This is a genomic window from Pelagibius marinus (assembly GCF_014925385.1).
GTDB classification, from domain to species: domain Bacteria; phylum Pseudomonadota; class Alphaproteobacteria; order Kiloniellales; family Kiloniellaceae; genus Pelagibius; species Pelagibius marinus.
This window is the reverse complement of sequence record NZ_JACSDK010000023.1, coordinates 47,268-62,398: the sequence shown is the minus strand read 5'-3', so window position 1 is coordinate 62,398 and position 15,131 is coordinate 47,268. Positions and strand designations below refer to the sequence as shown.

General features: G+C 66.3%; 3 protein-coding genes. All 3 read left to right on the top strand.

Going from position 1 to position 15,131, the window contains the following annotated elements:
- Positions 1 to 1,341 (top strand): peptidoglycan-binding protein (locus H7X47_RS26255; protein ID WP_193371567.1); only part of this gene is annotated, 1,341 nt, incomplete at its 5' end.
- Between the two features lie 239 nt (positions 1,342 to 1,580).
- Complete coding sequence (locus H7X47_RS25275) at positions 1,581 to 2,531, top strand: OmpA family protein (protein ID WP_193371566.1); 951 nt, start codon at positions 1,581 to 1,583, stop codon at positions 2,529 to 2,531.
- Between the two features lie 578 nt (positions 2,532 to 3,109).
- Entirely contained in the window at positions 3,110 to 14,896 is an 11,787-nt protein-coding gene (locus H7X47_RS25270; RefSeq protein WP_193371565.1) for a type I secretion C-terminal target domain-containing protein, read from the top strand.
- Positions 14,897 to 15,131 lie beyond the last annotated feature (235 nt).

Sequence of the window (15,131 nt, the reverse complement as noted above, 5' to 3'; positions counted from 1 at the left end):
CAGCCGGGGGAGCCGCGCCTCCCCGCCGGGCCAAGGGGGGGGGGGGAGGCCAAGGCTGCCGAGGAAGCGCGTCTGGCCGCCGAAGCCAAGGCCGCCGAAGAAGAACGGCTGGCCGCCGAGGCCAAGGCTGCCGAAGAGGCGCGTCTTGCCGCCGAGGCCAAGGTGGCGGAGGAGGCCAAGGCTGCCGAGGAAGCGCGTCTTGCCGCCGAGGCCAAGGCGGCGGAGGAGGCCAAGGCTGCCGAGGAAGCGCGTCTGGCCGCCGAAGCCAAGGCCGCCGAAGAGGAACGGCTGGCCGCCGAGGCCAAGGCTGCCGAAGAGGCGCGTCTTGCCGCCGAGGCCAAGGCGGCGGAGGAGGCCAAGGCGGCGGAGGAAGCCAAGGCCGTCGAGGCGGCGCAGCTTGCCGCCGCGACGCCGGCCGCCGACGAAGTGACTCCTGCCGGTGGCGCAGCGGCAGAGGAACAGGTCGCCGCCGTGCCTGAGCCCTCGGAGGCGGAAAAGCAGCTCGAGCAGTTGAAGACCGCTGAGGCGGCGCTGTCCACCGAGGAGCGTCGCGAGATCCAGCGCGATTTGCGGGCCCTGGGACACTACAGCGGTGGCATCGACGGCAGTTTCGGGCCTGGCACCAGAGAAGGTATTCGTTCCTATCAACAGGTGGCGGGCGCCGATGCGACCGGCTACCTGCTGCCGCAAACCCGCAGCGCCCTGAGCGCCCAGGCCGAGCCGCTACGGGCCGAGGAGGCCCGGCGGCTGGCGGCGGAGAAGGCCGCGGCCGAAAAGGCGGCGGCTCAGTCGGCTTCGCTGCAGGCTGCGGCGGAGAAGGCCACCGCCGAGCAGGCGGCCGCCCGGGCGCGGGCGGCGGCGCAAACCCGCGAAGCGCCGGCCGGGGCTTCCCTGCAGGCCGCGCTGCCCAACGAAAGCGAACTCGACAGGGTGAAACGCCTGGCCGAGGCCGGCGACATGCTGGCCCAGGCCAGTCTCGGCCAGCGGTACTACCGCGGCCGCGGGGTGAGCAAAGACTTGGCGGAGGCGGCCCGCTGGACCCGCAAGGCGGCGGAGCAGGGCGAGCCCCGCGCCCAGTCCAACCTTGGCTTCTTTTACATGAACGGCGAGGGGGTCAGTCGGGATCCGGCCGAGGCGGCGCGCTGGTGGCGGGCTGCGGCGGATCAGGGGCTGGCCCAGGCGCAGTTCAACCTGGGCCTGCTCTATGAGCAGGGCCAGGGCGTCGCCGCAGATTACGGCGAAGCGGCAAAGTGGTATGCCTTGGCCGCGGAGCAGGGCGATCGCACGGCCGCTTCCCGCCTGGACGGCCTGAAACGACGAAATTTGATCCCCGGAGGTTAATTTTCGGGAACCTAAACACGAATAATATCGCTGGAATTCGCTTTATAGGGGAGTTGAGCACCCCTAAATTGCGCCTCTGCAAAGCCGAAGTAATTCAAATCGTTGCAGTAGCTTCGCTTGCACCTTTCAGAGAATCTGGCTATACCGCTCTTCGATGTGTTAATCATGTATTCTGTGGGGTGTTGTGCAGGGCCTGCACGATGTCCAGCGCAGGGGAATTATCAAAGGGGAAAGCCGATATGAAGGCGAAAGGAATTATCGTTGGCGCCGGCTTGGCGGTTGCGGTTTCGATGGCCGCGCCGGCCAATGCGATTACGCCGTTCAACGTTCCTGGCACCGATTTTTGGGACCATCCCTTCGGGAGCGTCTTCGACACCCGCAGCGGGTTGGACCTGGAGGCCAACGGCATCGCTTTCAACCAGGGCCTCTATGCCGGTTATGTTGAGTTGTCGGAAGACCGCTCTGACGCTTGGCTCGAGGCGGATTGGGACTTTGTCGACGGCGAGCTGTTCAATCACAAGGCCCGCACAGCCAAGAAGAACTCGGTTGTGCTGCCGGACGCTCCGATGGACCGCGAGCTGACGGACGAGCAGGCGGCGACCTTCCAGTCGGCCCTTGAGCGTCTGCGTCGCGGCTTCGACAAGGGTGCCCGCTACCTGGCGCCGCAGGATGCGGCCTTCGCCCAGGTCAAGTACGACTGCTGGATCGAGGCGACCGAGGACGGCCGCACCGGCGATGCCGAGGGCTGCCGCGCCGAGTTCGAATCGGCGATGGCTGCGGTTGAGGCTCAGGCCAACTACGCCCTGACCGAGATCGACTACACCACGCCGGCGCCGGCCATGGCCGCCGCGACGCCGTCGCAGATGCAGTTCATCGCGCTGTTCAACTTCGACAGTACCAACTACGCCCCGGGCAACGAGACCATCGTCCGTGAGGCTCTGGACGCCGCCTTGGCGAGCCCGGACACCTCGCTGAAGATCGTCGGCCACGCCGACCGCTCCGGCCCGGTGGCCTACAACCAGACCCTCTCCGAGCGTCGCGCCAACCGCGTGATCGAGGAGTTGGTGAGCGGTGGTGTTGATCCGGTCCGCATCAGCGGTGAGGCGGTGGGTGAAACCCAGCCGCTGATCCCGACGGCGGACGGCGTGCGCGAGGAAGGCAACCGCGCGGTCGTGATTAACCTGCAGTAATCTGCGGCACACGGCGGGGAGCCTCAATTAGAGGGGCATAACTCCGGCCGGACGGCCCAGACGCCTAACAGGAAGAGCCCCCATGGCTAACGCCATGGGGGCTTTTTCTTTACCAAATCCAGAATTCCTGCCCCCGGGAGGCTTGGTTCAGGGGCTTCCCGCGCCCGACGCTACAACTATTACGAGAAAAAGCCATTCCTATAGTGCTGTCTGGTCAGTCCAATTCAGCTTATAGGTCAGCTAGCGATCGCGCCTAATGACCTCCAGTAGGTCACATCAATATCACAAGAGGGTTAACGGCATTTGGGGCCGAAATTAACTTTTCCTAACAGAATCCGCGTTTTTGAGCCCCCATCCCTTACCTGCCGCTATCTGCCGTTAACCATAAGAGCACCAAACCTCATACATAAATCCATATCAATTAATTGAACCTTTCTTGTAAATGCCACACGATTCCCACAGACTGCGGACGCCTTGCATAGGGGCATTCGCGTTCAGCGCGAATTTTGGATTAATGGGACCGTGTTCCTTGCGGTCAGCGTCTGCATTTGGGGGTGGGCGCCAATTGGAGATGGGTAATGACTGACGATCTGCAGCGCGGCAACGAACAGATCCAGACCGAGAACGACCAGACCCCTGAGAGCAGCTCCGTCGAGAGCAGCACCGGGCGCGGTGATGCCCAGGTGGCGGTCGGCCAGGCCGATGCTCCCCTGGTGGTGGCGCGGCCGGCCCCCGGTCAGACCGTCGTCCTGGACCCGGCTCCGAACCAGACCGTGATCCTGAACTTCGACCCGGCTTCGGCTCAGGTCCAGGTGGACGAGGGCAATCTGGTCCTCGGCTTCGATGACGACGGCGACGGCAGTGTCGACAGCCGTATCGTCTTCCTCGACCTGGCCGCGCAGGACGGCGAGACAGCTACCTTCCAGATCGGCGGCGCCGAGATCGATTCCTCCCTCCTGGTCAGCCAGGCGCTGGCTCTGGCCGGCCAGCAGGAGGCGCCCCTTGAGGAGGTCGCCGCCGGCCCCGGGGCGACCAGCGGCGGCGCCAGCGCCTATGACGACAACCTCGGCAGCATTCTCGATCTCCTGATCGCCCAGGGTGTGATTCCCCCGACCGCCCTGCAGTTCAGCCTGATCGACCTCGAAGACGACCCGGTCGCTTTTGACGAGGCCGACGGCGTCATCGGCCTGACCTTCGAGACCATCACCGAGGGCGGTGAGGGCGCGGTCGGCACCTTCGAGGGGGGCTTCGAGGACTGGCAGCCCAACCAGGACGACTGCGACACGCCGACCTTCCCGATGCAGGTCATCATCAACTTCACCCCCGATGACAACGAGGAACTCGTCTCCCTGACGCTGTCCGGCATTCCCGCGGGCGCCGTTCTCTTTGTCGGCGGCACCGACCCGGCCAACATCGTCGACACCAGCGGCGGTACCTCGCCGCTGCTGACCCCGGCGGACCTGGCCTCCGGCCTTTTTCTGCTGCCGCCCGAGGACAGCGGCGACGACATTCCCCTGACGGTGACGGCGACCATCTCCGATCCGGACAGCGGCGACACCTCCGTCATCTCCGGTTCCGCCACGGCGATCATCGATTCCGCGGCCGACAACCCGATTGCGATTTTTGACGGCGCCGAGGGCTGTGAGAGCGACGCTTACGGGGCCAGCGACGACCAGATCGAGGCGTTCCTCGGCCTGGAAGGCGGGGCCATCGATGGCGTCGTCTATGGCGATGCCACGGACGGCACGGCCATCAAGACCACGCTGGAGCTTGAAGCCGGCGACCACGTCGAGATGACCTTCAACTTTCTCGACGCCGAGAATGGCGGCCCCGGTGAGTTCTTCAACGACTTCGCCTTTGTCACCATCAACGGTGAAGTCTTTCCGATCGCCTCCGTCAGCGACGCCAATGAAGACACCTTCGCGATCTACCTCGGCGAGGATTTCATCCTGACCTGGAGCGAGGAGTCCGGCTACTTCACCTTCAGCGGGACGGCCGACTTCAGCGGCACCTACGAGATCGGTGTCGGCGTGATGAACCTGAACGACAACGCCGTCGACTCTGCCTTGCTGGTCGACGACCTGATCGTCACCCGGGGCGAAGAGGTGATCTTCCAGGACGACTTCACCTCCTTCGACAACTGGGATGTCGTCGGCGGCGGCTTCGTGGCCATCGTCGGTGACGTCAACACCAACGAAGACATGCCGGGCGCGCCGACCCAGGGTCTCCTGGTCGCCTCCGGTCCCTTCGATACTGCGGGCTGCGGCTGCGAGATCATCACGTCCTACCTTGCCTACAACGAAGACAACGCCGGGCAGCCGGGCGGTGAGGAACCCTACCCAGGTCCGGTGAGCCTGCAGCAAGTGGACGACAGCCAGGGCGGCGGCGACTATGGCGACGACTGCCCCGTAGACCAGGAGCCGATCTTCGGCGCCGGCTTCGTCGCCGCGGTGACCGACATCGACGGCTCGGAGAGCCTGACCAAGATCGTCATCTCGACCTATGCCGAGGCGGAGCCCGGCGGCGTCGATCCCTACGGCCTGGAGGCCCCGCTGTCGGACGTGGACGATCCGACGGCCACCAACTTCATGGTCGGCGACCAGGTGCTGGTCAACGGCGAGACCGTCGAGGTGGCAGCCACCTTTGCCGACGGCTCCACCGGTCTGGCCACGGCGACCATCGAAATCGTCGATGGCGTGATGACTCTGGTCTTCGACGCCGCCGACCGTGTGCAGTCGATTGACCTCTCCGGCAATTCCGACACGCCCTTCCAGGTGCGCCTGCCGCAGCACAGCGACGATGATTTCCAGCTGAACCTGGAGGTCACGGCCACCGAGTTCGACATCGACGGTGAACTGACCCTCGACAACAACGAAGCGACGCACCAGGCGGTGCTGAACGTCGAGGTCCAGGCCGTGGCCGACGGTGCCGGCCTGAACGTCGAGGGCGCTTCGGCTGACTTCGTCGAGGACGGTCAGATCGATCCGGCGCTGCACGGCGAGGGCTCCGGCGAGAGCAACCTGATTATTCCGCTCGACATGCTGCAAGCCGGTCTGATCGACCAGGACGGCTCCGAGGCCATCACCCAGCTGAAGATCGATCTGCAGGGCGCCGACGCCGGGGCCATGTTCGTCGACGCCGGGGGCGATCCCCTGGGCGACGAGCTGGAGGTTCCGGTCGAGGGCGGCACGGTGATCGCCCAGGTGCAGGTCTTCGGCGACTGCCTGATCCTGACCTTCGACGGTGAGGACACCGTCGGCCTGGATATCGACATCTCCGGCCTGATCGGCGTCAAGCTGCCGATCGACGACAGCAACGACTTCACGGTCGGTTTCAAGGCGACCACCACCGAAGTGCGTCCGGAAGGTGACGTCTCCTGTGAATCCAAGACTACGGAGACCAGCTACGACGTGCATGTCGGCGGCGTTGCCGGCCCGGCGGCGATTACCTTCGGCTCCTACGACAATTTCCCCGGCTGCGATGAGCCGCAGGTCGACGGCAACACCCTGACCCTGTCCCTTTTCGAGGACGGCGAGTCCGCGGTTGAAGATCAGGGCGGCGAGGGCGGCGATGCCGGTCCGCAGATCGTGCCGATTTTCTTTTCCGCGGCGACCCAGGATTCCGACGGTTCCGAGAAGATCACGCGCGTTGAAATCAATCTCGATGGCGCGCCGGAAGGCACGATCTTCGTTTCCGGCGGCCTGCTGCTGGAAGCCAACGACGAGGTTGCCGGCGGTACGGTTTCCTTCGACGGCGACACCTTGGTGCTGACCTTCGTCGAGCCCGGCCTGGACTCCGTCGATCTTTCGGCCATCGGCGTCGAGGTGCCGCAGCACTCCGACGACGATTTCTCGATCCAGATCAAGACCACAACCACTGAGTACGACGACGACGGCGTCGATCCGGCGGTCGCGACCTACGAAACCGATGCCACCATCAACGTGAAGATCGACGCGGTCGCCGACCCGGTGACGGTCTCGATCGATGCGGTGAGCAGCAACGGCGGCGACGAGGCCTTCGCGCCGGGCGAAGCCGGCACGGTGACGGTCGATGCGACCTTCAGCGACTTCGAGGACGGTTCCGAGGTCCACACGGTGACCGTGGAAATCCCCGAGGGCTTCACGGTGACCGATCTGGCCGGTGGTACGCAAGACGGTGACACGGTCTCCTGGACCGTGACCGGCGGCAGCTTTCAGGCTGTGCTCGGCGTTCAGGCCAACGAAGGCCTGACTGAAGACGAGACGGTGATCTGGGAGGCCGAGGCCAAGGCCGTCGAGCAGAACGAAAACACCGGCGGCGGTGAAGGCGACGCGGAGTGCACCACCGAGAACAACGTGGCCACGGCGACCGCCGAGGATGACGTGACGCTTGATCCGGCGCTGCCGCCCGAGGTTTCGGTGAGCCTGCAGGGCGAGCCGCTGTGCATCAAGGAGGACGGCGAGGGCGAGTTCACCGTGACGGTGACGGCCCAGGGCGACGACTTCGTGAGCGAGATCCTGGTTGAGAACCTGCCGGGCGCGGCTGACGGCTGGACGACTTCGGTTGTCGGCAACGACGGCGGCTCGTTCAACCCGGTGACGGGGATCTACACGACCTCCGGGCAGCCGGGCGCGGTGATCCTGACGGTTTCGCTGACGCCGCCGGCGGACAGCGACCTGGACGTCGAGACGGAGATGGGCGCCGACATCAGCTTCACGGCGACGGCGGAGGACCCGGACAGCGGCGACACGGCGGATGCCGCGCCGGTGACGGCGGACGTCGACGTCGACGCGGTGGCCGATGTGGTGACGGTGGACATCGACGCGGTGAGCACCAGCGGCGACGAGGCCTTCGCGCCGGGCGAGACGGGCACGGTGACGGTGGATGCGACCTTCGGGGACTCCACGGACGGCTCCGAGGTTCACACGGTGACGGTGACGGTGCCGGCGGGCTTCACGGTGACGGACCTGGACGGCGGCACGCTGAACGGTGCGGAGATCAGCTGGACGACGACGGACCCGAACTTCCAGGCGGTGCTGCAGGTCGAGGCGGACGATCCGCTGCCGGGCGAGCAGCCGGCGGACTGGCAGGCCGAGGCCAAGGCGGTTGAGCAGAACACCAACACCGACCCGGCGCAGGGCGATGTGGAGTGCACGACCGACGACAACGAGGAGAGCGACCAGGCCTCCGACCGGGTGACGCTTGACCCGGCGCTGCCGCCCGAGGTTTCGGTGAGCCTGCAGGGCGAGCCGCTGTGCATCAAGGAGGACGGCGAGGGCGAGTTCACGGTTACGGTGACGGCCCAGGGCGACGACTTCGTGAGCGAGATCCTGGTTGAGAACCTGCCGGGCGCGGCTGACGGCTGGACGACTTCGGTTGTCGGCAACGACGGCGGCTCGTTCAACCCGGTGACGGGGATCTACACGACCTCCGGGCAGCCGGGCGCGGTGATCCTGACGGTTTCGCTGACGCCGCCGGCGGACAGCGACCTGGACGTCGAGACGGAGATGGGCGCCGACATCAGCTTCACGGCGACGGCGGAGGACCCGGACAGCGGCGACACGGCGGATGCCGCGCCGGTGACGGCGGACGTCGACGTCGACGCGGTGGCCGATGTGGTGACGGTGGACATCGACGCGGTGAGCACCAGCGGCGACGAGGCCTTCGCGCCGGGCGAGACGGGCACGGTGACGGTGGATGCGACCTTCGGGGACTCCACGGACGGCTCCGAGGTTCACACGGTGACGGTGACGGTGCCGGCGGGCTTCACGGTGACGGACCTGGACGGCGGCACGCTGAACGGTGCGGAGATCAGCTGGACGACGACGGACCCGAACTTCCAGGCGGTGCTGCAGGTCGAGGCGGACGATCCGCTGCCGGGCGAGCAGCCGGCGGACTGGCAGGCCGAGGCCAAGGCGGTTGAGCAGAACACCAACACCGACCCGGCGCAGGGCGATGTGGAGTGCACGACCGACGACAACGAGGAGAGCGACCAGGCCTCCGACCGGGTGACGCTTGACCCGGCGCTGCCGCCGTCGATCGACGTCGACCTGGAGGGCAACGAGGCCTGCATTAAGGAAGACGGCTCGCTCGAGTTCGACATCACGGTGTCCGCCGAGGCGGGCAGCGACGACGTGCTGGATGAGGTGACCTTTGGCCAGTTCCAGGCCCTGGAGTCCGCAGGCTGGACCGTGGACGTGGACGACAACGGTGCCGGCGGCAGCTTTGCCCCCGACTTCACTTACACCCCGGACGGCACCGATCAGTCGGTCGTCTTCACGGTGACCCTGACGCCGCCGGCCGACAGTGACGCCGACGTGTTCAACGAGCTGGCCGCGGACCTCTCGGTTTCCGCGACGGTTGCCGACCCGGACAGCGGCGATACCGCCTCCAGCGGTCCGGTGACTATCGACGTGAATGTCGACGCGGTGGTGGACGGCTCCGAGGTGACGCAGACGGCGGCGGCCTCGGGCAACGAGGACACGGAGATCGACCTGAACCTGGCGATCGCGCTGGGCGGCGACAGTACGACGGGCCCGGGCGAGTCGCAGGGCGGCACGGACACGGACGGCTCGGAGTCGGTCACCGAGGTTGTGGTGACGCTGTCGACGGGCGAGTTGGGCTGGACCCTGGCGGGAACCATCGGCGCGCCGGTTGAGAACCCGGCGGGGACCTGGACCTTCGACACGGCGGGCGAGAGCCTGGCGGACGTGCAGTCCCTGGTGGACAGCCTGACGGTGACGCCGCCGGCCGGTTTCGACGGCACGGTCGATGTGACGGTGGTGACGACGACGGCGGAGGCGGCGACCGAGGCGGGCCCGAACGGGGGCTCCGGGGTCGAGTGCGACGACGACGACAACGTCGACGTCGACACCTACACCTTCGAGGTGACGGTGGACCCGACGGTGACGCCGCCGACGGTTGACGTTGACCTGGAGGGCAACGAGGCCTGCATCAAGGAGGACGGCTCGGTCGAGTTCGACGTGACGGTGACCTCGCAGGACGACGACGTCATCGACGAGGTGACCTTCAGCCAGTTCAAGGCGCTGGCCGACGCGGGCTGGACGGTGAACATCGTCGACAACTCGGCGGGCGGCAGCTTCGATGCCAACTTCACCTACACGGCGGACGGCGCCGACCAGTCGGTGATCTTCACGGTGACCCTGACGCCGCCGGCCGACAGCGACGTGGACGTCCTGGGCACGCTGGTGAGTGACCTCTCGGTCTCGGCGACCGCGAAGGACGGCGTCCTGGTGTCGACGCCGAGCACGCCGGTCGTCATCGATGTGAACGTCGATGCGGTGGTGGACGGTTCCGAGATGACGCAGACGGCGGCGGCCACGGGCGACGAGGACACGGAGATCGACCTGAACCTGGCGATTGCGCTGGGCGGCGACAGCACCACGGGTGTTGGCGACCTTGACCAGCCGGCCAACCAGGGCGGCACGGACACGGACGGCTCGGAGTCGGTCACCGAGGTTGTGGTGACGCTGTCGACGGGCGAGTTGGGCTGGACCCTGGCGGGAACCATCGGCGCGCCGGTTGAGAACCCGGCGGGGACCTGGACCTTCGACACGGCGGGCGAGAGCCTGGCGGACGTGCAGTCCCTGGTGGACAGCCTGACGGTGACGCCGCCGGCCGGTTTCGACGGCACGGTCGATGTGACGGTGGTGACGACGACGGCGGAGGCGGCGACCGAGGCGGGCCCGAACGGGGGCTCCGGGGTCGAGTGCGACGACGACGACAACGTCGACGTCGACACCTACACCTTCGAGGTGACGGTGGACCCGACGGTGACGCCGCCGACGGTTGACGTTGACCTGGAGGGCAACGAGGCCTGCATCAAGGAGGACGGCTCGGTCGAGTTCGACGTGACGGTGACCTCGCAGGACGACGACGTCATCGACGAGGTGACCTTCAGCCAGTTCAAGGCGCTGGCCGACGCGGGCTGGACGGTGAACATCGTCGACAACTCGGCGGGCGGCAGCTTCGATGCCAACTTCACCTACACGGCGGATGGCGTCGACCAGGCGGTGACCTTCACGGTGACCCTGACGCCGCCGGCTGACAGTGACGAAGACGTCTTCACTGAACTGGGTAGCGACCTCTCAGTCTCGGCGACCGCGAAGGACGGCGTCCTGGTGTCGGCGCCGAGCACGCCGGTCGTCATCGACATCGACGTCGACGCGGTTGCCGACGGGGAAAGCGATGGCCTGTCGGTGTCGATCGAGGTCAACGACGGCGCCGACGCAGATACCGAGTTCAACGCCGGTGAAACCGGCACCGTGAAGGTTTCCGCGACCTTCGGCGACTACACCGACGGCTCGGAGACCCACACGGTCTTGGTGGACATCCCCGACGACTTCTCGGTGGTCCTGCCGCTGCCGGCGACGCCGCCGGGCGTTTCGGCCTCGGTGAACCTGGACGGCGACGTCGAGTTCACGGTGGCTGACGGGACCTCGGGCTTCACCGACTACATCTTCGAGGTGACGGCCTCCGGCGCCATTACGGACCCGGATACCTACATTTTCTCGGCGACAGCCAAGGCGGTCGAGGAGAACACCAACACCGATCCCAACGCGGGTGACGTGGAGTGCGACGACGGCGACAACGAGGCGATTTCGGTTGCCTTCGACGACGCCGACGTCCAGCCGATCGAATCCCTGCTGGGCAAGATCGTCATCAACGAGGTGGGCCTGGGTGTCAGCAAAGAGCAGACCGTGGACTTCTCGGGTCCCAACGACTTCCACGTCGATGCCGGCCTGAACTACATCGAGATCCGCAACATCGCCAACAACGCTGCCGGCGTGAACGGCCAGGCGATCGAGCAGCTCGACATCGAGATCGTCGGTCCCGACGGCACGGTGGTGACGATCGACCTTTCGACCCTCTCAGGGTCGGTCGGCAGCCACGGCCTGGCCGCAAAGGAGTACCTGGTGCTCTACGAGGACGGCACCTGGGCCATCTATGACGCCGGTGGCGACGTGAAGAACTCCAGCAGCTTTGGCACCTACACGGCCAATTCGCCCTGGGGCTTCGGCGACAACACCAGCGACGAGCTGGCGGTGAACCTGATGCAGGAGGTCACGACCGGGACTTTCGTCCATGTCGACGGCCTGCTCGCCAACGGCGCCGAGACCGGTGGCCTGTCCCACACGGCCAACGACATCTGGGACAGCGCCTTCGACGGTTCCACCGCGGCCGCCGCTCTGCTGGGCGACGTGGTCAACAACCAGCAGTTCAACGGCCTGATCGGCGACCAGTGGGCGCTCCTCAACGCCATCTTGGACTCGGGTCAGTCGGTGCTGCTGGACGCCGAGGCGCTGAACGAGGCCGTCAACGACGGCGTCGACGACGCGACCAAGGTCTTCTCCCGTGTCTACTCCGACAATGTGCCGGGGCAGGCGCACATCCCGGGTGATACCGTCAACGGCGGCGACCCGGACATCGACACCAACCAGGAGCTGGACTGGACAACCAGCAATCAGTCGACCCAGGGCGCCATCAACCAGGCGGCCGACGACTTCAACCCGCAGGACAACTCCGGCGACATGGATCCGGCCCAGGGTGTCGGCACCAACGACGAGGTCGCGGGCCAGACTGTCATCGACGTCAGCGAAGGCGGTGAGGCCGACACGGTGAACGAGGCCGACGACAACCTGCTCGAAGGCGGGCGTGGTCAGGACTTCCTGTTCGGCGACAACGACGCCAACACCCTGCTGGGCGGCGACCACAACGACTTCCTCTTCGGCGACCAGGGCGACGACCGCCTGGAAGGCGAGAAGGGGGCGGACCTGCTGGTCGACGTGGACGGCGAAGACGTCCTGATCGGCGGCGCCGGCGACGACGTGCTGATCGGCGGCGAGGAGCGGCTGGACGGCGACGTAGCTGTTTCCGACGCCTCCGGCGACCTGCTGGTCGGCGACAACATCATCGAGGGCGAGGTCCCGACCTTCAACGTGGTCTACGTGATGGATGTCTCCGGCTCCATGGGCTGGGACTTCGCCGGCAACGAGCCCGGCGATCCGGGCTTTACTCCGCCGACCCGTCTGGATCTGGCCAAGGACGCCTTCCTGACGCTGAACCAGCAGATCATCGATGCCGGCTTCGCCGGGGTCGTGAACATCAAGGTTGTGCCCTTCAGCAGCTCGGGCACGGATCTCAACACCCTGGAGTTCACCCGTGCCGACGACCCCAACCTGGCGTCGCAGATCAACGCCCTGACGGCAGGCGGCGGCACCCAGTACGAGAGCCCGCTGCAGATCGCGGCCGACTGGCTGACCGAGGACATCGGCGGTGGAACCGAGCGTCACGAGGGTTCGGAGAACTTCATTTTCTTCCTCAGTGACGGCGGCGACAACGACGGCTACAGTCCCTCCGCCGGTCTGCAGGCGGACCTCTACGCCGGCGGCATCACCAACCTGACCATCGAGGCCTTCGGTTTCGGTGCCCCGGGCGGCACGGACTTCGTGCCGGACGAGCTCGACATGGTCGAGACCGGCACCACGGGGCCGACCACGGGCGCCGACTATGCGACGATTGTCGATAATGTCGACGACATCCAGACGATCTTCTCCGGCATCTCGCTGACCGACGAGAACTTCGGCGAGGACGTGATCCTGGGCGGCAGCGGCAATGACATGATCTTCGGCGACACCCTGGTGGTGGATCCGGACTTCGTGGGCAGCGATGCGGCCTATGCCCAGATGGTCTTCAACGACGTCGAGGGACCGGCCCTGCGCCTGCCGCTCGACACCATCGGCCTGTCCGACTGGATCGAAGGCGGCGCCGGCAATGACAGCGTCATGGGCCAGGCCGGCGACGACACCATCACCGGTCAGGAAGGTGACGACGTCATCTACGGCGGCGACGGCGACGACCTGGTGGTCCACACGCTCTCCGAGGAGACGACGGGGGCGGCCGGCAACCACTACGACGGCGGCCACGGCACCGACAAGCTGGTGCTGAACCTCACGGCGGCCGAGGCGGCCAACGCCACCATCGCCCAGGCGGTGCAGGACCTGGCGGCCTTCATCGGGGCCAACAGCGATCCTTCCTCGATCAGCGGCAGCGGCGCCCTGGGCGCTTTCACCACCCTCGGCCTCGAGGTGCGCAACTTCGAGGACCTGGAGGTTCTGGTCGACGGCGTGCCGATTTCGCCGAACGCGGATGCCTTCACGCTGGTGACCAACCAGTCGACGCCCTTCGACGTAGACGAGAGCTACATCGCCCACTTCGGCGACGACGGCATCGGCGGCCCGGTGAGCCTGAACAGCGTGTCCGGCTCGGCCAGCTACAGCGCGCCGGACGTGACCGTGAACGGCAACTTCAGCTACGTGGTCGAGAACGACAACGCAGACCTGAGCGCGCCGGGTGCGGTGACCCTGGTCGACGACAGCGACGACAACACCCTGACGGGCACGGCCGGCCGCGACCTGATCATCGGCGAGGCCAACACTCCGGCAGACAACGTCACCATCACCGGTGCGGTGACCGCGGGTTCGACCCTGAACACCGGTGACGACCAGTTCAGCTTCACGCTGTCAACCGCAGTGGCGGGGCTCTCCATCACCCAAATCGTCATCGACCTGGGCGACGCTGGAAACTTCGATATTTCTGGTTCCTTCAGCAACGACTTTACGGTCGGTGGCGGCAGCACGGTTGGTGGGGTGAGTTCCGCTGTGACGGATGGGGACTCGACCCTGACGATCACTATCCCGGCGGGTAATTTCGCCGACGGTGATACCCTGACCTTCGGCATCGACACCGACGACGGTACGGCCGAGTTCGACAACGGAGGCAACTTCGGCGACGAGGGCATTCCGGTCACCATCACCCTCAGCGATGGAACCGTCCTCAACGGCAACTATGCCGACGATGGTTCTGCTTCCTCGCTGACCATCACCGGCGTTGCGGACTCGACGACGGGCCTTCTCCTTGAAGGCCTGGGCGGCGACGACGTGCTGCTCGGCAGCGATGAGGCGGACACCCTGGACGGCGGGGCCGGCGACGACCTGCTGAACGGCGGGGCCGGGGACGATGTCCTGACCGGCGGGGCCGATGCCGACACCTTCGCCTTCTCCTACGGCGGCAGCTTCGAGGAGGATACCGTCACCGACTTCAGCCTGGGCGAGGACGACGTCCTGGATCTCTCCGACCTGCTGGGCGGCGGGCTGTCCAGCGATCCGGATGGGGCGGAGCTGGATGCCTACCTGAACATCAGCACCTCCGGCGGCGATACCATCATCGACGTCGAGACGGATGGGTTCGGCTCCTTCGACGACTTCCGGATCGTCCTGGAGGGCGTGAGCCTGGATGCCAACAACTCCATCAGCGACGAGGATGTCATCAACGCGCTGCTCAACAGCGGCAACCTGGTGGTCTGAAGCTGACCCAGACCCGGCGGTTCCGGCCGCCGGGAAGTAACAACGGAAAACGGGCCTCTCTCTTCGAGGGAGGCCCTTTTTTCGTGCCGATTCAGAGGCTTGCGTGGGGGTGGCGCCGTTCCGAGGGGCGCCCGCCGGTCAGGCTAGCGTAATCCGCAAGATCAAGCTCCAGAAAGTGCGGACGCATTACCTGGATCGCGTCATTGGTTCAAGTAACCACAGTTAACCAAGGTTC